Below are 18,381 nucleotides of genomic sequence, written 5' to 3' on the forward strand. Positions count from 1 at the left end.
ACCAGAAATTATTTCGCCAGGGAGAAGAGCATCATGCATGACGACATCATCCACACCCTTACCGACTGGATTGAAACCAACCTGGATAAAACCCTGTCGATTGATGAAGTGGCCGCGAAATCGGGCTATTCGAAGTGGCATTTGCAGCGGATGTTCCGCACCGTCACCAAACAGACGTTGGGCGGCTATATTCGCGCGCGTCGGCTGACGCTGGCGGCCGAAGCGCTGAGTCAGACCCAGCGCCCGGTGTTTGATATTGCCATGCAGTACGGGTACGACTCGCAGCAGACCTTCTCCCGCGTGTTCCGCCGTCAGTTCTCGCAGACGCCGACCGCCTACCGTCACACCATGCGCCGTCAGTCACTGACCCGCCAGGTGAACTACAGCTTCGACTGCAGCGACTTTGCCAGCTCCGCTTACGGCAAACTGCAGCAGGACAGCAACAGCCCGGCCTGCAACTAGGCCCGGTTACGCATCTTCGGCGTGGCCTGCGGATCCTGGCCCCAGAATGACGGGGAGAAGTACCAGCCGCCGCCCAGTTCCTTGATGTGGTACATCGCCGCATCGGCCTGGGCAATCATCGCCTCGCCGGTGCGGTGATTTTTGGCCAGCGCCACGCCAATACTCAGCGATTGCGCCACGCTGTAACCGTTTGCCAGCCCGATCGGTTCGCGCATCGCTTCGATGACGTTTTCAGCCATTCTGGCCGCCTGCTCGCCGTTATCGATGCCCGACAACAGCACCGCAAACTCATCACCGCCCAGACGCGCCACTAAATCATCTTTCCTCAGCCTGCCACGCAGGCGATGTGCCGTTTCCGTCAGCACGTTGTCCCCGGCAGCGTGACCATAGGTATCGTTCACCTCTTTAAAGTGGTCAACATCGATAAACAGCACCGCCACCCGATCGGCGGTTTGCGGATTGTTCATCAGCGTGTGCAACGCCCGCTCAAACGCTGTCCGGTTAGGTAAACCGGTCAGCGCATCATGCCTTGCCTGATGGGCCAGCGAGTCGTTTTCGCGCTGCAGATGGGTCTGCCAGTCTGACAGCTCATCCAGCAGGCTGTTGAAATCCCCGCTCAGCTTGTTCAGCTCGGCAATTGACGATGACGGCACCCGCAGCGAGAAGGCGCGCCGTCGGCGGACGTCGTGCGCCACCGAGGCAATATTTTGCAGCCCGCTGAGGATCCCCGCGTGCATGCGGTTAGACAGGCACGAGGCCAGCAGCGCGGTCACCAGCAGGCTGCCGCTCAGCCATTTCAACGCCTGGCTAAGGTAATGCATCACCCGGCTGGCATCACCGCTCAACCACACCTGCCCAATCACCTTACCGTTGTGCACGATCGGCACGTTGGCAGGCTGCGGGAAAATCCAGTGGGTGACCAGCTCCCCGGCACCCTGATGATGTTGCGCCCCAGATGAAGGCCAGTTCACCAGCAGGCGATTACTGGCATCGACAATTCTGGCGTGGCCAAACTCTGCTTTCGCCGCGATTTGCCGCACGATATCGTCAGCGGCATCCGCGTCGCCCGCCAGCACCGCCGGCTGCACGCTGTAGCCGAGGGTGGTGGCCACCAGCTGGAGATTGTTTTCCGCATAGCTGCGCAGGGCAAACATCGACAGAACCGACAGCGAGAGGCCGCTGAACAACAGCGACACCACGATGATCACCAGATGAATGCGTTGCAGACTTTTTCGTAAGGTCAGCAGCGGTTTTTTAGCCGTTGAATTAGCCTTGTGCACGGCGCGCTTCCACAGAGGTAATGTGGCCCTGTTGGTTGTGCTGGACCCGTAACACGTGGTGGCTGCTCAAGGCCGCCACGTCATCAGGCGTCAGCGGGCGCTGTTTTGCGTCAGTCGAAAACACAAAGGCTCCTTTATTTTTTTATTGCTCCGTAACCGCATTTCGCTTTAGCGAATATGGCGTGAGCTGTATTTGAGGTGTGGAGATCCCGCCCTGTGGAAATGGAAGGGAATGAGTTATAAGGATTTTTACCATGAAAAATCCTACAACCCATTGGCGGGTTGTACAACTTTTAAGAGGTCGGATTCATCTCAAAGAGGGAATTTGACTTAAGTCACGTCAAATTAAAGCTAAGTAAGGTTTAAGTATAGAACACCCCTGCCAATTGCTAGCAATATCAAACAGCTGTTTTTGCTGACTTTTCACCAATACCGATGAAAGTAAGAGGTAAAACCGGACGACCGGGCTAATCATTTATAATGAGTTTAATTGTCATTTGTCGTCTCAAAATAAAGCTAACTGCCTTAAAATAAAAATAAAATTGATCCCGGAGAGTAATTACTTCCCACAAATAAGGAATGATGCGCAGTAATATAGCCTGTAAGACGGTTTTCATTCTTTCGCTATACGGATTATTCCCCATATTTTGGAATTAAATCGGTAAACCTCAGTTAATAAAAGGCTTAATTTTTCCCTCGCAAAAAACTACCATACCAGGCCTAAATTTTGTTCAAATTTTAAAATCGAGTGATATAATGTGACCGTCATCACACTTCTGTGACCTGTTATGTCCGTTCAAGTGAAAAGCAACCTGGCAACTTTTCGTCTGAATCGGTGATGACACCGCCTCTTGTCAGGGCAGTAAATCTCGGAGTTTGAACGATATGGGTACCTTAACCGCTAGCCTGGTATTGATGAGATGGGAACTGGTTAGTGCAGTAATGATGTTTATTGCCAGCACCTTTAACGTGAAGTGCCGTCAGGCCAGCCACAAAGGCATTGCCTTTGTCTTCACCGGCGTGGGTATTGGCATGTCATGCTGGTTCGTTACCGGGCTGTTAGGTATCACTCTGAGTATGGATAACCTGCATAATTTCTGGCACATCACCAAAGATGTGTTTATCGACGTGATGAGCCACACCCCAACTGATTATCCTATGCCCTGAAAACAAACGAGCCGCTGACTCAGAGAGTCAGCGGCTCGTTATTGTATTCGGCTCAATCAGAATTTCTTCAAGGCCACCGGCAGCGGCGTAACGCTTCCTGACGTTGCTGGCAATACGGCTGCTTTGTGTTCCTGCAACCACATATCACCCATCATCTTATCCAGGCCCATATCCAGCCCGGTCACCATGCCTGCACCTGGCGTAAAGGTCAGCTCACCAAAGAAGATTTGCCCTTCACTGATGTACCAGTCAACGCGAACATAGTCGAAGTCACTGGCCAGCTTTTTGCTCAGCTCCAGCGCCTTCTTCAACGTTTCCATATCCCCGCTGATATCCAGTCCGGTATCGCGGATCTTGTAGAAGCACTGCTCCAGGTTGTTGACGTAGAAGTTCATCGACAGCGGCGAGTTGCCACAGCGGTTGTAGATGATCTGTAGCACGTACTCAAAGTTGCCGTCTTTCTTGTTAAACATGTGGAATTTGTAATCGATGGCGGCAAACTTGCCATCACCAACATACTCTTCCACCAGAATGCGCGGCTTAATGTAGCGATAATGAATTTCCCGCGACTGATGCGAGAAATCACAGCGCAACCACTCTTCACACCGGCGCACCAGCAACTGTTTTTGAATACAGTCTGGTTCTTCAAGAAAGATTTCTACCATACCAGAACCGTGGTTCGGTTTAATAACGGTGTTTTTTAAGGATTTAAGCCCCAGCAATGAAATCGGATCGGCCGTTTCATGCAGCAAAGGGATTAAATACTCTTCACCAATTGTTTTTGCTATGTAATCGCGCACTAAAACTTTATCCGAAAGATTCCCATAACGAACATAGTCGCCAGTGACGAATTTGCGGTACAGAATTTTCTCATTAAACAGTTTCGGCTGGCGAATGTTAGGTAACCGCTTAAAAGTGTGAAAATAGTAAACTCGGTCCTGATAAGACCACGGCATTTTCTTGAGCAGGTATAAGACGCCTTTTCTCAATTCTGCTTTGAGTTTTAACATTTTTTACCTCATTTGTATGTTTTGTAGTTAAGTGAGGAAAGCTGTATTTTAAGAATGACGGCATTCTTAAAGAAATAATTCATTACGGTCAGGGAGAGCAGTTCGGTGACCAGAACGCTCCAGGCTGCGCCTGTTAATCCCCAGAAACGGATGAAGAACCAGTTGGTTGCCACGCTAATTACGACCAGCACCACGATCTTGACCAGCAGGTAATTAAAACCACCTTCCTTCACCATGTAGCGGTAAGCTACTGTTCCCATTGCCGAAAAGCAGGTTGCTAACGACAATAACGTAACGAGATTTCCTGATTGTGTGTAGTCATGCCCATAAAGGGTAGTGATGATCTTTTCGCCAAACAGCGCGACGACGAGAAGCATCAAAAAGGAAACTGCCATTACATAGCCATTCAGCCTTGCGGCCAGTTTTACTGCCACATCCGCACGCTCCCTGAAGATCTCAGAAAAGCAGGATGTAATGATCGCTACCGGGATAAAAATCCACGAAGCAGAGATAGTGTTGGCGGCGGTAAACAGCCCCAGCTCATGCGCTGAGCCCACGCCCACCAGGAAAAATTGTGCCAGCTTTACCTGTATTGAGATGAACACGCTGGAGATGGCCAGCGGCAATCCCGCATGTAACAGGTAGCGCAAATAGCTTCTGTGCTTGCGCTTAGGCGGCGAGCTGATGGTGTTCGCCTGAAGGAACCGGCTGCGCTTGATCATGTACGGCACCAGCGTGACCGCTACGATTGAAAACGACAGCAGCAAAGGACTCAGTTTGAACCAGGCCACCAAAAAGCTGATGCCAAAACTGATGATCATTCCCGTGGCATTCGCCACCGTGTTCATCCGGGACTCTAACCGGGCATTGTTGTAAACGCTGAAGATATCCTGCGTAACAAACATTGCCGACAGGAATGACGCGACCGCGAAAACCAAAAAGTTTTCCCGCATCTCCAGCCAGACGTAAATTAATACCGGCAAAGATAAGACTAACAACAAAACCATTCTCAGCTGTTTGGCCACCGCCATCAGCCGTATTCCTTTTGGCGCATTTTTGCTGATACTTTTAAACAGAATGGTTTCAGTACCGAAAATAGCGATAGTCTGAACAATTGAAAAAAGTGATGCAGAAAATGCTATTTGCCCGAATATTGAGGGGCCAAAGGATTTTGCGACATAGGATGTGACAAATATCACTCCAAATACGGAAACGACTTTTTCCGACATCATCCAGATGGCGTTTGACATTGCGCTGTGTTTCATCGAAGCATCCTTTGTAAAACTAATCACTTATTGCAATAACTCGGTACGTCCATGTCGAAAACGGAAAAAATTAACGCTCAATATACCTGGCGATAAAAATGGACCTAAAATTTATAATACGGACAATTCCTAATCCGCTCGCAATCAAATGCGTTTTTTTGTCTTAACGCTTCACCGCTGAAAAATAGCCAGGCTAATTACGCGCTTAAATTCATGTAAACCTTTTCACAAGTCACTTTTTGGCGCTAATTATCATGGCACAAATTTCAGGCTGCACATGCGGGAGTATTCTGAATCACATGTTGGCATTGAAGATTTCATGAGACGAATTTATATCAAAAACCTGCATATCGAAAGCTAACTAAGGGGTTTGGAAATAAAATAGGAGAAATCCCATGATGATATTTCTTCATAATCACTTAACTTAATCCCTGCCATTCAAATCGCGCACTTAACGACACTGCTGTGATTTTTGGAATAATCAGATCCACTAATTATTGCAGTCGTTCTCATCACATTATTGTTAAGAAAGGGAAGAGCATTTATGAGAAAGTCACGATATACAGAAGAGCAAATCACCAGTGCCATTAAAGCATCTGAATGCGGGGTAAAGGTGAAAGAGATCTGCGACGAACTGGGTATCTCTGAAGCGACCTTCTATAGCTGGAAGAAAAAATATTCCGGTCTTTCCTCGGAAGAAGGCCGTAAAATCAAGGACCTGGAGGAGAAAGTGCATAACATGGAGCGCGAGCTGCAGACCCTTAACTCCGACAAAGAGATGCTGCAAAGCGTACTTAAAAACTTCTTTACTACCAATGACAAGCGCCAGGCCGTTAATTACCTTCAGGATACCTTTGATATCGGGACTCGCCGCAGTTGCCGCCTGCTGGATATTAGCCGTAGCGTGTATCATTACCCGTACAACATTGAAAACCATTAATTGAGATCTACAGCACGTTTCTATATTAGATGCAGGACCAAAATAAAATATTCCCAATGCTAATTGAAAAGTACGGTTCGATTTTCTGGAGACGCTTTTTCTTGATGAGTTAATTGTCTGGATTGTCCCCTGTTAGGCTGTATATTTACTAATCACCAGCTAAAAACCCATCTGTTTCAATCCCTTCTGAGCGCATTTATCTTTGAACCCAAAGATAAATGCGCCTTTCCTGACATTAACCTCGCTAACCGGAAGGTCAAAAAACACCCACCCACCTTAAAATTCCGTTAACATTCTCTTTTAATCAATGGTTCATGGTTTTCATCTTTTGGGCAAAAGTGCATTTCATATGCTACTCACCAATTTGGCTTAAAACCCCGCCTGATGGTGCATTCGTCACGATCAGAGCCAGTCACACTGTAAGAAACCATAAAGTAACACTTAAGATTTAACCCCTTTAGGCCTCCGAAGTGTTCGCCAAAGGAATCATAATCACGGATTTTCTAATGTGTTCGCCCTTACCTATCGCCGATATTACCCTTTAGAAGAACTGGAAATTTGAGTTAAGGCTGGTTTGAGAATATAAAAACCGTCTCAAAAAGCACGCCTTTGCCATTAAGAAGCGCCCATACACTGTCCAAAAAGCGGGTGATTATCATTAACGATTATTCTTATAGCGGAACAATTAGAGACTGTGCCTGGTAAAAGAGTGCGGTGTAACCGCTATTCGGCCTGCGGTATTGTCCTAAAAACACGGTGCGGTTCACAGATTTGACATAATAAACCGCGCATTTACGGCCAGCCGAGAAAGAAGCTTTGCCAGCGGGATTGGCGGGAGAGTATGCAGTAAAGCATTGCAGACTATCGCCAGGTATGAGTCCTGCACAGCATAATTACCGTCCCGCCCTCATTCATTCTCCCTTATAGCCAGCGGTTTGGCGCCTTGATTTGCCTTAAGTCGTCAGCAAATTAAACGCCGCTTCAACCGACTGCGAACAGGGCCATTCGGGGCCAGGATGTTTACCAAACGTTGAGCGTGATCATGGTTGACTGTCATTTTCATCCCTGGAATGCCGACCATGACCGATACCACACTCGTTCCCCATCAGGAAAACAGCCTGACCTTTTTTCTGTCACTGATCTCCGGAAAAGTTAAGCCGGGTAAGTTGTGGTATGACCCGGAGTATCGCATCAAGTATCTGTTCCGCTCGCTGGCCTGGCCTGTGGCCACCCGCAAGATGCTGACGGCGATTACCGAAGAGCCGGTGATGCGCGAGGTTTTGCCGATCCAACACACGCTGCCGAGCAAGATCCACCGCCCTTACCTTTATAATGGCATGCCGATGGCCGCGCGCACTCACGCCATCATCAGCCATTACCAGTATGTGAAGCAGCTGTCTTCCCTGCGCTTACGCCAGGCGATGCTGACCCAACAGGGCGTGGAGCTGGTGAATCTTGCCGGTAAAAACGGCGAAACCTTTACCGTCACCCTGGCCTGTACCGGCCGGTGCGAACGTGAAGGTGAAGTGAACCTGCTGTTCCGCCGGGATGGCGTGCAGCTGGCGATGCTGACCTTTGCAGTGACAACGGTCGACGGTGAGAAGGTGGCGATGATTGGGGGGATTCAGGGTGCCCATCGCGATACGCCGCATGAGCTGATCCGCGAAGCGACCAAGGCGTGCTATGGCCTGTTTCCAAAACGGCTGTTAATGGAAACCCTGACGCTTATCTGTGCCGAGACGGGCGTGACGAAAATTGAGGCGGTCAGCGACAATGGCCACATCTTCCGCAGCCTGCGCTATCGTCTGAAGAAACGCAGCCTGTTCCATGCCAGCTATAACGAGTTTTGGGAAACGCTGAACGCCCAGCCGTCAGGCAACAAGCTCTACTCATTGCCGCTGAGCTTCCCGAGGAAGCCGCTGGAAGAGATCGCCAGTAAAAAGCGTTCGGAATACCGCAAACGGTACGATCTGTTGGATACGCTGCGTGAGCAATTCAGTCAGGTCATCGCCTGATATCAGGAAGGTCCAGCCCTGTGCAGATGTCAGGGCTGCTTATTCTCTTCTTTTTCCACGTCATCGATCTTCCAGATCGCGCCTTTTTTTTGCAGTGTCACCACCAGCAGCTGTTGATCGTTGGGATCGTTACCCAGGGTGACGTCGCCCGTGGCGGTAAGCCCGTTCAGGGTAAAGCGCCCGACGCTGACATGATCGACCCAGGAATCACTGTAATCCTGATCCTGCAGGAAGAAATCATCGTCCATACCATCCGGACTTTTGATCAGCACATTAATTTTGCTCAGCAGCTCAGGCGTCACATAGGTGTTGAGCAGCGGATCGTGCTCATCGATGGGACTCTCATCTTTGCTTAACGCCGTCAGATACCAACTGTAAAAACTCTGGCTGACCGCTTCAGGATCGCTGCGGTGTTCTGCCGCCGCAACCTGCCAAGCCATCAGCACGATAACCGGTGCCAGTAACCATTTTTTCATCTAATGCCATCTCTACCCGCGAATGCCAAAATGCCCCGCTAATTTACCCTTTCGCGACAGTATTTGAGCGATTATCTGCGTTATTTTTGGTAAATGTTTATAGCGGTTGCACCGTCAGCCAGCGCGTCATCACCGTGGCCAGCGCTTGCGGCTGTTCCAGCGGCAGCATATGGCCGGAATCTTCAATCACGGTAAGCGTTGCGCCGGCAATGTTATCGCGCAGTACTTCGGATTCACGTAACGTCCGCATCCGATCTTCAGCTGCAGCAATCACCAGGGTTGGGCAGGTAATTTGCGATAAAAGTGCCGTATCGCTGTTGCGGGCCATCAGCAGCTGACGACAGTACGCTTCCCTTCCCATCCGCTGGCTCATGGCGAGCACCTGCTGCTGTAATCCCCTATCGTCGGCATGCTTTTCACTGAGTGACAGCGTAATGGCCTTATGGCCGAGACCGCGAAACGCGCCGCTTGCAGACTGCAGCGTTTTCGCCGTCGCCGCCTTAAAGGCCTGAGCCTGCTCACTGTCCTGCTGGCTGGAGGTGGCGATCAATATCAACCGTTCAACCCGTTCGGGCGCCTGACGGATCATTTCGCGCGCCACAAATCCGCCCATCGAAAAGCCCACCAGCGCGAAGCGCTCGGGTGCCTGTTGCAGCACCCGCGCCGCCATTGTCTCCAGCGAGCTATCCTGCGACAGATCGCCAAATACCAATGGACCAAACGCCGCCAGATCGTCGGTCATTGCCTGCCATAATCCGGCGTCACACATTACGCCCGGCACTAAAACCAGTCCCGCCATCGTGTTTTTCCTTTGCTTTTTGCCTGCCTGCAGGATAGCAGGCGACGCGAGTGATGGCGATTGGCTCAGCGGATGCATTGCCGGCGTGATAAAGGTATAGTGTTCATATATACGCACAACCGTACACATATGGAATGGTTATGAATGATGTCGTTCGCTCGGCCGCCCGGGTTCTGGATTTGCTGGAGTATTTCAGCGAGGACGAAAGGGAAGCCAGCCTTGCCGCTATCTCCGAGACCTTCAGCCTGCCGAAAAGCAGTGCCCTGGGGTTACTGCGTACCCTGTGCGTGCGCGGCTACCTGGTTAAGAACGATCGCGGCATCTACCGGCTTAACGAGATGTTTCGTCTGCATGGCTTCAGCTGGGGCGGCGCGAAGCTGACTCAGGTGCTATCGCTGGCCAAACCGATAATGGAGCAGATGGCCAGCGAGCTGGAAGAAACCGTCAGCCTCGGCGTGATGACCTCTGAAGGCAAGATCCGCCTGGTGCATCAGGCTCTCTCCTCACAGGCTATCCGTTATGAGATGTCGCCAACCATGCTGCTGCCAATCCACTGCACCGCGATGGGCAGGATGTTTTTGTCATTTAAAAACCCGGCGCAACGGCAGGCGTTGTTGGCCCGCAGCCCGTTGTCACCCTGGACAACATATACCGTGACCGATCCGCTTGAACTGGAAGCGTTGATCAACCAGGCCGGTGCGAGAAATTACGCCATTTCGGCAGATGAGGTCGACGTTGGTGGCACCGGCGTCTGTACAGCGATTTGCGACAGCAACGGCGAGCCGATTGCTGCGCTAAACGTCTCATCGGTTTCGGCCCGCTTTAGCGATAAAAAATCCGCCATTATCCGCACGGTGTTGGAACAGGGACAGCGTTTAACGGCGCTGCTCCAGGCTGCGGAAAAGGGCTGATCGGTTCTGCGAGGAGGCGCAGAATGATACGAACTTCTTATTTCTCACTTTTTTATCTGGCCTGCTGGCGGATGTTCACCACAGTGTTTAACGCTGCATAAAAGCAAACGGAAGGTGAGTAATTTCACCTTTCTCATCATCACCACTCTTTAATACTACAAACCCGCTTAAATTCGATCTCATCGCCGCGCTAAATTGACGGTTTTTTGCCCTGTTCCGACGTTGCCGGCAGGCTGGATCTGCTTTCAGCTGTTTGTCAGGATGAATTCATATATGAGAATTTAAGTTCATATATATGAACATTCATTTTGATGCAGTTCTGACTGAGAGCCTGACTATGAGCCAAGACCAGTTCACCCAGGAAATGAATCTCTATCCTGCCGACGGCCTGACGCGGCACAAGCGGCGGCAGTTGTTTGCCGCGATGATCGGCAATGTTCTTGAATACTATGACTTCATTATCTTCGCCTATATGGCCACGCTGATCGCCCGTAATTTTTATCAGGGCGATGGTGCCACCGGTCTGCTGGCCAGCTTTGCCACCTTTGGCGTTGGCTTCCTCGCAAGACCATTAGGCGGTGCCGTCATTGGCCGCATTGCCGATAAATATGGCCGCCGCGTGGCGCTGCGTATCACCATCTACGGGATGGCGCTCGGCACCGTCGGCATTGGTTTACTGCCGACCTACGAAACCATTGGCATGCTCGCGCCGATATTGCTGGTGACCATTCGCCTGATCCAGGGCCTGTCTGCCGGCGGGGAATGGGGCACCGCCACCGCCTTTGTTGTCGAATCGGCCCCCTCTGACCGCCGCGGTATCTTTGGTGCGCTGGGCCAGGCGGCAATTGCCTCCTCGCAGCTGATTACCAGCCTGGTGGTGGCGGGGATTACCCTGCTCTTCAGTGAGCAACAGATGGTGGACTGGGCCTGGCGCATTCCGTTCCTGCTGGGTGTGCTGCTACTGCCGGTCGGGGTGTATATGCGTCGTAATCTGGAAGAGACCCCGGCTTTTATTGAAGCCCAGGGCAAACCGAAAGCGGTGACCAAAACCCCGATGGGACCGGCGATCCTCATGATGGCGCAGACCTTTGGCTTCGCCATCATCTGGACGGTTTCCTGTCATGTGATGCTCTCTTATATGCCCACCTTCCTGAATAAGCAGGTGGGCTTCACCCAGACCCAGGCGCTGACCTCCAACGCCATTGCGCTGGCGGTGATGATGCTGACCATTCCATTTTTTGGTGCCCTTTCCGACCGCATTGGCCGCAAACCGCTGCTGCTGGTGTGCTGCGCGGCCTTCCTCATCCTTCCTTACCCGTTGTTCTCGCTGGTGCTGGCGTATAAGTCCTTCTACGTGGTGCTGACGGTGCAAATTATCTTCAATCTGTTTATTGCGGCGTTCTCCGGTGCGGCACCGGCTGCGCTGTGCGAGATCTTCCCAACGGCTTCGCGCACCATGTTGCTGTCGATTGGCTACAGCCTGTCCACGGCGATTTTTGGCGGCTTTGCGCCGTTTATTGCCACCGGGCTGATCGAATTCACCGGTTCACCGGTGTCGCCGACCTTCTATCTGATGCTGGCTGGCCTGGCTTCGGGGCGGGTGATTATGCGCCTGCGTGAAACGGCCACTGAAGCCCTGCGCTAACCGGAGAACAACCATGAGCAAAGATATTTTGATTTGGGGTGCATCCGCGATCCGCAAGACGGATTGACCATTACCGGCGAGGTCGACAGCTTCACCGTCCAGGCCGAAGCGTTTCATCCATCGGAACTGACCGATCAGTGGCAGCGCATTTTTCTGGCGGTCAAGGCGCATCACACTGCGGACGCCACGCGCCAGCTGGTGCCCTTCCTCGACGCCGACGGGTATGTGTTATCCCTGCAAAATGGCCTGTGCGTAAGTACCATCAGCCAGATCGTCGGTGAGCAGCGCACCGTCGGCGCATTTATTAATTTCTATGCGGACTGGACCGGACCCGGAGAGATCAATTACTCCAACCGGGGAGCTGCGGTGATTGGCGAGTTGAATGGGACGCTGACACCCCGCCTGGCGACGCTGCACGCTGATTTAAGCCACTTTGAACCGGATATCATTCAGTCCGCAGAACTGTCGGGCTGGCTGTGGGGAAAACTGGGCTATGCCTCGCTGCTGTTCGCACAGGCCGTCGGCGAAAAAGGCATTGCCGATTGTCTGGCGCGTGAGGATATCCGCCCGGTTCTGCTGGCACTGGCACGGGAGATTGTGCAGGTTGCGGATGCCGAAGGCATTGCGCTGAAGGGCTTTAACGGCTTCGATCCGCAGGCTTTCCGCACGGGTGCCAGCGTTGAAGCCATTAACAGCACCTTTCATAACATGGTCGAATTTAACCGGCCTAATACCAAAACCCATTCGGGAATATGGCGCGATTTGGCGATCCGCAAGCGCCCGACGGAGGTGGACGGCCAGCTGGGGATTGTTGTCCGCATCGCCGCCGATCGCGGCATTCCAACGCCCGCACTCAACGCGCTGACCGCTCAGATCCATCAAATCGAACGCGGCGAACGTCCGCTGGCCGAAAACAATCTTAATGAGCTGCTTATATGACCCTTTCATTCAGTGGTAAACGCGTGGCGATCAGTGGCGGTGCCATTGGTTTCGGCCGCGAGATGGCGCTGCATTTCGCTTCACTTGGCGCAGAAGTGCACGTGTGTGATATCCGCGCGCTGGCCGGATTGGAGCATGACGGGATTGTCAGCTGGCAGGTGGATTTGTGTGACCGCCAGGCCGCCGCCAGCTGGATTGCGGACGTCAGCCACAATGGCAGCCGGCCGGTGGATATTCTGGTCAACAATGCCGGTGGCGTCGCCAGCTGGCTCATGAACTTGGCCCTTTTGGTAGTCGGGTTAACGCCATCGCCCCTGGCTTTGTCTTCACCAATGAAGCCACGAAAAACAGTGGGATAACTTTGGTGAGGAACGTCAGCAACAGCTGCTAAACAGCATTGCGCTTCGCCGTCTGGGCACCGCTCGTGACATTTCGAATGCCGCCGTTTGGCTGGCGTCCGACCTGTCTTCATTTATTCACGGACAAATCATCTCAGTTGATGGAGGGAGTTAAGCCCATGTACCCGACAGAATCACAGCAGGAACCCTGGCAGTGGCCGGACGACATCTGGCAGCAGAAGGTTAATCACGTCAGAGCGGGGAGATCCCTGAAGCCCACGCACTGGCCGAATAACGCGCCCTTCGCTATCGCGCTCTCTTTTGACAGCGACCATGAAACCAATGAGCTGCGCGAAGGGGGTAAATCCTTTGGCCGCATGAGCTGGGGCCAGTTTGGTACCCGTTTGGGCATTCCCCGCATCGAAGCCCTGCTCAGTAAGGCGGACGTGCCGGCCAGTTTTTACGTCCCGGCGGTCTGTGCCCTGCTCTATCCTGAAGAGCAAATCAGGCTAACCGCGCAGGGACATGAAATCGCGCTGCATGGCTGGATCCATGAGCTGAATTCGGTGCTGTCGTATGAGGATGAACGCAGCCTGATGCTGAAAGCGTCCGAGACGCTGGAAAAGGTAACCGGCAACCGGCCCGTGGGGATGCGCACGCCCTCCTGGGATTTCAGCCCGCACACGCTGCGGATCGCCAAAGAGATGGGGTTGCTGTACGACTCGTCATTAATGGCCGATGAAAACTGCTATGAACTGTTGCTGGACGGCGAAGAAACCGGCGTGGTCGAGCTTCCCGTGGAGTGGATCCGCGGTGATGCGGTCTATTTTATGATGAACCGCTTTCAGGCCTTACGTCCTTATACGCCACCGGAAGCGGTCTACGATATCTTCCGCCGTGAGCTGGAATATGCCCATCAGGATGGCGGCTTGTTCCAGCTGACCATGCATCCGCATATCATTTCTGCCCGTTCGCGGGTGTGGATCCTGGAAGAGACCATCAAGCTCGGTCGTTCGCATGGCGCCTGGTTTGCCACCCATGCCGATATTGTGCGTTGGGTAAAGGAACACGCTGAATAGCCGACCGGTCCCTTTCCGCTGGAAGAGAGTGGAGAGGGACCGCGGGTTTACTTCAGAAACTCCACGTTGTGCTTCGGTCGTTCATCCACTTTCAGCGAGAAAATATCAGGCCGTGAATAGTGTCCTGAGACATCAAAGTCATAGCGGGCGCGAACCAGCTCGTCGATATCAATTTCCGCAATCAGTAACCCGGCTTTATCCCGCAGCGGTCCGGCAATAACGTCACCAAGAGGCCCAACGATCAGGCTGTTCCCTTTGATCAGCGGCCGCTGGGGATCCCAGCCGACCACCTCGATGCCTAGCGCTGAGGGTGAAGGCTGCACCTGGCAGGCGGAAATCACAAAACATCGCCCTTCATGCGCAATATGCCGCATTGAGGCCTGCCAGACATCCCGCTCGTCCACCGTTGGCGCACACCAAATTTGCACCCCTTTCGCATACATCGCGGCACGGAGCAGAGGCATGTGGTTTTCCCAGCAAATCGCGCTGCCCACTTTCCCTGCGGCCATCTCAACCATCGGTAAGGTGGACCCATCCCCCCGCCCCCAAATCAGCCTTTCGGTGCCGGTAGGCATCAGCTTTCGGTGTCTGGCAACCAGACCTTTTTCTGCAGAGAAAAACAGGGCACTGCAAAAGAGCGAACTGCCGCTGCGCTCAATGACGCCGATGACGATATCCGCGCCGGTGCGGGTTGAAAATTCTGCCAGCCGATCGGTTTCCACACCGGGAACATCGATCGCGTTAGCAAAATAGGCGGCAAATTCTTCCCGGCCTTCTGGCAGGCGAAATCCCAGATAGGTGCCAAAATCACTCCCTTTTGGATACCCTCCCAACAGGGCTTCCGGCATCACCACCAGTTGGATCCCCTGCGTGCGGATCTCCTCCTCGTAACTCAGGATTTGATTCAGGGTCTCCGCTTTTCCTTCCGGTGATGAACCCAGTTGTAATGCTGCAACACGTGAACGCGCCATACATTTTCCTCTGTGGTGTTTTCTTCATCCTGAGATACTCTGAGTTATCAATCAATTCAGCTGGCGCGCTAAATGATATGAATAATATTGATATCAATAAGGTGGATCTCAACCTGCTCAAGGTGTTTGAAGCGCTGTACGAGGAAGGCGGGGCAGGCAGAGCCGCGGTGAGGTTGAACCTGACACAATCGGCGGTCAGTGCCGCGTTGGGCAGGCTCCGCCTGGTCTATGGCGACAGGCTATTCGAACGCACCGGGCGCGGTTTACGGCCCACGGCAAAAGCCAGCGAGCTGAAAACGGCCATCACGGCCATCCTGAACCAATGTCGCCAGACGCTTACCCCACTCTCTGGCGAAGCAGAAAACTGGCAAGGACGGACGGTTATTTTGGCAATGTCTGACGACTTTGAAATCGCCTGGGGCAGCACGATCATCAACGCGTTAAAACGTGATATGCCTGGCCTGCGTATTCAGTTTAAGCAGACGCATGCGCAACTGGTTGAAGATATGTTGATCCTGCGCCAGGCCGATCTGGCAATGACTTCTGGCGGGGTAAAGTCCGCTTTATTGAGCCGGGAGTTATTGGGTTCCGGGGATTACGCCTGTTTACTGGCAGAACACTCTGCTGGTCAGTTTGATTTGGAAGCGTTCCTGGCGCGCGAGCATATCCTGGTCTCCTCAGGCGGGTTTGTCGGGATAGTGGATGAGAAACTGTCTGCCCGCTCGATGAGCCGAAAGGTGATTGCCTCCACCACGCATTTCGCCGCCCTACCGTGGCTGATTAAAGAGAGCAATGCGATTGCAACCGTCCCTTCTCATGCCGCAAAGGCGCTGGCAGAAATCACCGGCTTGGTCGTTGTTCCCTGCCCGCTGCCGTTGCCCACTTTTTCTGTTGAGCTGGCGATGAGGACAGACAGCCAGCGCGATGCTTCAGTGACCGGCGTGCAGAAAGTACTGCGGGAAGCGATCATGCCATCCGGCCTGTTTTTTAGCGGTTTTTAAATTACGCTTTAGCGATAAGATCATAAAACCGACCTGATTATTGCCTCTGTCATCCGCAACCTGCCCTGATATACACGGGCAGGAACTGCTATCCGAACCCGGGAACTCTCTGTTCCCGACTGGTGTTGTACGGGTAACCAGGAGGCCATCATGACGCCCATTTCCCGCCGTGTTTTTATTCAGGCTTTTGTCGGCCTGACCTTAGCTTCTCATCGTATGTTTGAAAAAACCGGTTGGCCGCCGCAATGGGTCGCCAGCATCTACGATTTCCATCACTATCACAGCATCGCGCACGAGGTGCCGGGCTGCGTGTCGGGCTCAGCAAAACTGATGCTGGGCGGCCCCAATGGCCATGAGGTTATGTTCAAGGCAGGCGATCGCGGCGCACTGCTGCGTGAGTGGGTGTGAATAAGCTAACGACAGGCAGTGTTTGCTGCCAAAACGAGACTATTCCCGCCTTTTGAGCGGGAAAACGATAAAATACTATCACTTTGCCCACCACTAACAGGCTTCACTCACCGCCAACCTACATCACCCTTTTCCCTGCGATCTGAGCAGGAAAATAAAGTACGGCGCGCCGATAAAGGTGGTGAGTGCAGTCTAAGGCTTTGTTTGGAGAGCGCATATTTCGGGCACAATCACGGACACGCCACAATAACGAATTTAACACAAAATTATTAGAGGGTTTAGTCACAAGCCTGAGTTATTCAACATCAATAATCCACACATAAATATTAGTCTTAACACTAAATAATTTTATATATTGTATTATGATTATGGGGGAGTTTGCATACAACTTGCAAGTTCATAGCTAAATGATAACAAAGGTAATGAATTATTTTACTTACTTTGACTTTCGTTCATAATCCTTTCAATTTCAGCAACTTCATCAAAAATAACTTTCGGATTTCGCTTGGCCATTTCCAAAAACAAGTCTGAACTTTGAAGAATAAAATGCGCAAAAATACCCTTTCCTAACTTATTATTTTTATGACCAATATCCTTTCTTATTTCTCTAAAAAAAATCTTCCATTAGAAATATGGAATCCGCATCTGGGGCACATTTTTTCAAATGAGACATCCATTTAATATATTTCACCAGAACGTCCTGCCCACCCCAAATTATTACCTTTCGCTGCCATTCTATAAGAAAATCAACAATTTAAATTTGATCGCCTGTTTCGTTATTGTGGAAAACCTTAAATAACTCTTTAAGGAACTCGTCATAGATATCTGTTTTTTTATTTCTATAATGAGCTTCAATATCTTTTTTCCTTTCATAATATTTACCCAATACAACAGTTAAAGTTGAAACTGTAACAGTTGTGAAGGCGGTAAGGGCAGCAAGGGCTATTTTTTCATCAAGGAGTGAAAACTGAATCCAGATTTGTTTTATTACCCAATATACACACCATTGGGAAATGACAAGAATTGTCATCCCGAGAATGACTGATTTTTTTTCATGGCAAGCCTTTATATATAGGAATGACACCGATAAAAATAATGACAGTTTATAGAATAATAATAGTTAGATAATAGCGACTATAAAAAATTGAATAGTTTATTAAGCCTCGTATAAACGAGGCTTAGTTTAATGTTCAACGACGTTCTGAAATTAGAATGGTTAGATTTACCTGATATGTCACAACCATATGTGCCATCACTAAAAACAAGCCATACGTAAAGGGATATGGGCATCCCACACAGAGAAATCACTTAAAATGTAATGTTATTTGTAAAGTTTTCCATAACCTTACCTATTAAACACTACATTGTCCGCAGCGATTACTGAGTAGATGGATCAGCCCAAAAACCAAGTTTGCATCATGAGACAATTTTGTTTTTCGTTAGATTGATCGTTGCTGTTGCCTATCAATCTCGGCCAGTAAGCTCTGGACTAACCGTGTTGCAACACGCTGACGACCAGCAAGCTCGTTTTAGTCGTCTTCGCCGTTCTACTGAAAGACCTAATCGCCTGTCCTATAGTTGACAGTTATGGAGCCTATATGAAAATGTGGAGTGTCAGACTTTTCATCCACAAGTTAGTGATATGATGCTCCACCATATGTTGACATATACCGAG

20 protein-coding genes are annotated in these 18,381 nt (G+C 51.2%); 12 read left to right on the top strand and 8 right to left on the bottom strand.

Going from position 1 to position 18,381, the window contains the following annotated elements; all coding sequences use genetic code 11:
* Positions 1 to 33: 33 nt before the first annotated feature.
* A complete protein-coding gene (soxS, locus tag AC1UKS_RS20425) occupies positions 34 to 462 on the top strand; it encodes a superoxide response transcriptional regulator SoxS (RefSeq protein ID WP_482435047.1) in 429 nt (142 codons plus the stop codon).
* Here soxS and dgcN read toward each other — a convergent pair.
* Positions 459 to 1,742, bottom strand: coding sequence for a diguanylate cyclase DgcN/YfiN (gene dgcN / locus AC1UKS_RS20430; protein ID WP_482435048.1), 1,284 nt, complete (start codon positions 1,740 to 1,742; stop codon positions 459 to 461). The two genes, soxS and dgcN, sit on opposite strands and share 4 nt — an antisense overlap.
* Positions 1,729 to 1,866, bottom strand: a complete 138-nt coding sequence (locus AC1UKS_RS20435) for a hypothetical protein (RefSeq protein WP_265911582.1) — start codon at positions 1,864 to 1,866, stop codon at positions 1,729 to 1,731. The genes dgcN and AC1UKS_RS20435 overlap by 14 nt, the downstream gene beginning before the upstream one ends.
* 761 nt (positions 1,867 to 2,627) lie before the next feature.
* On the opposite strand from AC1UKS_RS20435, the gene AC1UKS_RS20440 reads away from it, so the two are divergent.
* Positions 2,628 to 2,909 (top strand): YjcB family protein, encoded by a 282-nt coding sequence (locus tag AC1UKS_RS20440; protein ID WP_013200389.1) that lies wholly within the window; start codon positions 2,628 to 2,630, stop codon positions 2,907 to 2,909.
* Between the two features lie 56 nt (positions 2,910 to 2,965).
* Here AC1UKS_RS20440 and AC1UKS_RS20445 read toward each other — a convergent pair whose 3' ends face one another.
* Together AC1UKS_RS20445 and AC1UKS_RS20450 are read right to left on the bottom strand one after the other, a co-directional pair.
* Complete coding sequence (locus AC1UKS_RS20445; protein WP_322874504.1) at positions 2,966 to 3,919, bottom strand: ATP-grasp fold amidoligase family protein; 954 nt, start codon at positions 3,917 to 3,919, stop codon at positions 2,966 to 2,968.
* 8 nt (positions 3,920 to 3,927) lie between these two features.
* On the bottom strand, positions 3,928 to 5,184 hold the full coding sequence (locus AC1UKS_RS20450) for an MATE family efflux transporter (RefSeq protein WP_265911583.1): 1,257 nt from the start codon (positions 5,182 to 5,184) through the stop codon (positions 3,928 to 3,930).
* A 544-nt stretch (positions 5,185 to 5,728) separates the two neighbouring features.
* Between AC1UKS_RS20450 and AC1UKS_RS20455 the strand changes: the two genes are divergently transcribed.
* Together AC1UKS_RS20455 and AC1UKS_RS20460 are read left to right on the top strand one after the other, a co-directional pair.
* The gene (locus AC1UKS_RS20455) at positions 5,729 to 6,124 is read left to right on the top strand and encodes a transposase (RefSeq protein WP_482435050.1); all 396 of its coding nucleotides are present in this window, start codon (positions 5,729 to 5,731) and stop codon (positions 6,122 to 6,124) included.
* Between the two features lie 1,079 nt (positions 6,125 to 7,203).
* Positions 7,204 to 8,139, top strand: coding sequence for a VirK/YbjX family protein (locus AC1UKS_RS20460; RefSeq protein ID WP_482435051.1), 936 nt, complete (start codon positions 7,204 to 7,206; stop codon positions 8,137 to 8,139).
* Between the two features lie 29 nt (positions 8,140 to 8,168).
* Here the strand turns inward: AC1UKS_RS20460 and AC1UKS_RS20465 are convergent, their stop codons facing one another.
* Together AC1UKS_RS20465 and AC1UKS_RS20470 are read right to left on the bottom strand one after the other, a co-directional pair.
* On the bottom strand, positions 8,169 to 8,615 hold the full coding sequence (locus tag AC1UKS_RS20465; RefSeq protein ID WP_265911587.1) for a DUF3828 domain-containing protein: 447 nt from the start codon (positions 8,613 to 8,615) through the stop codon (positions 8,169 to 8,171).
* A 97-nt stretch (positions 8,616 to 8,712) separates the two neighbouring features.
* A complete protein-coding gene (locus tag AC1UKS_RS20470; RefSeq protein WP_482435052.1) occupies positions 8,713 to 9,414 on the bottom strand; it encodes an alpha/beta fold hydrolase in 702 nt (233 codons plus the stop codon).
* 140 nt (positions 9,415 to 9,554) lie between these two features.
* Here AC1UKS_RS20470 and AC1UKS_RS20475 point away from each other — a divergent pair, with 140 nt between their 5' ends.
* The 6 genes from AC1UKS_RS20475 (at position 9,555) to AC1UKS_RS20500 (ending at position 14,326) form a co-directional block, all read left to right on the top strand.
* On the top strand, positions 9,555 to 10,325 hold the full coding sequence (locus AC1UKS_RS20475; RefSeq protein ID WP_482435053.1) for an IclR family transcriptional regulator: 771 nt from the start codon (positions 9,555 to 9,557) through the stop codon (positions 10,323 to 10,325).
* Positions 10,326 to 10,662: 337 nt separating this feature from the next.
* On the top strand, positions 10,663 to 11,970 hold the full coding sequence (locus AC1UKS_RS20480) for an MFS transporter (RefSeq protein ID WP_482435054.1): 1,308 nt from the start codon (positions 10,663 to 10,665) through the stop codon (positions 11,968 to 11,970).
* Between the two features lie 33 nt (positions 11,971 to 12,003).
* Complete coding sequence (locus tag AC1UKS_RS20485) at positions 12,004 to 12,909, top strand: ketopantoate reductase family protein (RefSeq protein WP_482435055.1); 906 nt, start codon at positions 12,004 to 12,006, stop codon at positions 12,907 to 12,909.
* Positions 12,906 to 13,268 (top strand): SDR family NAD(P)-dependent oxidoreductase, encoded by a 363-nt coding sequence (locus AC1UKS_RS20490; RefSeq protein ID WP_482435056.1) that lies wholly within the window; start codon positions 12,906 to 12,908, stop codon positions 13,266 to 13,268. Before AC1UKS_RS20485 ends, AC1UKS_RS20490 begins: the two co-directional genes overlap by 4 nt.
* Positions 13,269 to 13,320: 52 nt before the next feature.
* A complete protein-coding gene (locus AC1UKS_RS20495) occupies positions 13,321 to 13,422 on the top strand; it encodes an SDR family oxidoreductase (protein ID WP_482437060.1) in 102 nt (33 codons plus the stop codon).
* A gap of 4 nt (positions 13,423 to 13,426) precedes the next feature.
* Positions 13,427 to 14,326, top strand: coding sequence for a polysaccharide deacetylase family protein (locus AC1UKS_RS20500; protein ID WP_482435057.1), 900 nt, complete (start codon positions 13,427 to 13,429; stop codon positions 14,324 to 14,326).
* A 47-nt stretch (positions 14,327 to 14,373) separates the two neighbouring features.
* Here the strand turns inward: AC1UKS_RS20500 and AC1UKS_RS20505 are convergent, their stop codons facing one another.
* Positions 14,374 to 15,297: a carbon-nitrogen hydrolase family protein gene (locus AC1UKS_RS20505; protein WP_482435058.1), complete on the bottom strand. Its 924-nt coding sequence runs from the start codon at positions 15,295 to 15,297 to the stop codon at positions 14,374 to 14,376.
* Between the two features lie 77 nt (positions 15,298 to 15,374).
* On the opposite strand from AC1UKS_RS20505, the gene AC1UKS_RS20510 reads away from it, so the two are divergent.
* Both AC1UKS_RS20510 and AC1UKS_RS20515 read left to right on the top strand, forming a co-directional pair.
* Positions 15,375 to 16,298, top strand: a complete 924-nt coding sequence (locus AC1UKS_RS20510) for a LysR family transcriptional regulator (protein WP_482435059.1) — start codon at positions 15,375 to 15,377, stop codon at positions 16,296 to 16,298.
* A 150-nt stretch (positions 16,299 to 16,448) separates the two neighbouring features.
* Entirely contained in the window at positions 16,449 to 16,706 is a 258-nt protein-coding gene (locus AC1UKS_RS20515; RefSeq protein ID WP_482435060.1) for a hypothetical protein, read from the top strand.
* Positions 16,707 to 17,460: 754 nt separating this feature from the next.
* On the opposite strand, the gene AC1UKS_RS20520 is transcribed toward AC1UKS_RS20515, so the two are convergent.
* Complete coding sequence (locus AC1UKS_RS20520; protein ID WP_482435061.1) at positions 17,461 to 17,736, bottom strand: hypothetical protein; 276 nt, start codon at positions 17,734 to 17,736, stop codon at positions 17,461 to 17,463.
* Between the last annotated feature and the right edge of the window lie 645 nt (positions 17,737 to 18,381).

The sequence above is a fragment of the Erwinia sp. AK-PDG3-5 genome, assembly GCF_056821705.1.